The following is a 253-nucleotide window of genomic DNA, read 5'->3' as shown; positions in this document are numbered from 1 at the left end:
GCTCGATCACGCGCACATGCAAGACGAAGTCACGCTGACTCCCCTGCCAGGCACGAGTGACCGTCATCTTCATCAGGGCCACCCGCTTTCCGGGGCGTTGTTCTTCAAAGGCACCCGCTGCTTCAGGCTTATCCACCCACTCGTCCTTGTTTTGTTTGCGGGGGTTCCACTTGGTCAGATAGTCAAAACGCTGTCCCTTGAGTGCCCAGCGATCCTTCTCCTGCGCTTTCATAAACAACAGCCGGACCGAATC

General features: G+C 56.9%; 1 pseudogene. It reads right to left on the bottom strand.

Annotation, left to right across the window (positions count from 1 at the left end):
* Nucleotides 1-232: pseudogene (locus IV91_RS0115180) on the bottom strand (IS1380 family transposase); the annotation flags it as partial.
* Between the last annotated feature and the right edge of the window lie 21 nt (nt 233-253).

Origin of the sequence: Ferrovum myxofaciens (genome assembly GCF_000735045.1) — a bacterium.
GTDB lineage: Bacteria > Pseudomonadota > Gammaproteobacteria > Burkholderiales > Ferrovaceae > Ferrovum > Ferrovum myxofaciens.
This window is presented reverse-complemented; position numbering and strand designations above follow the sequence as displayed.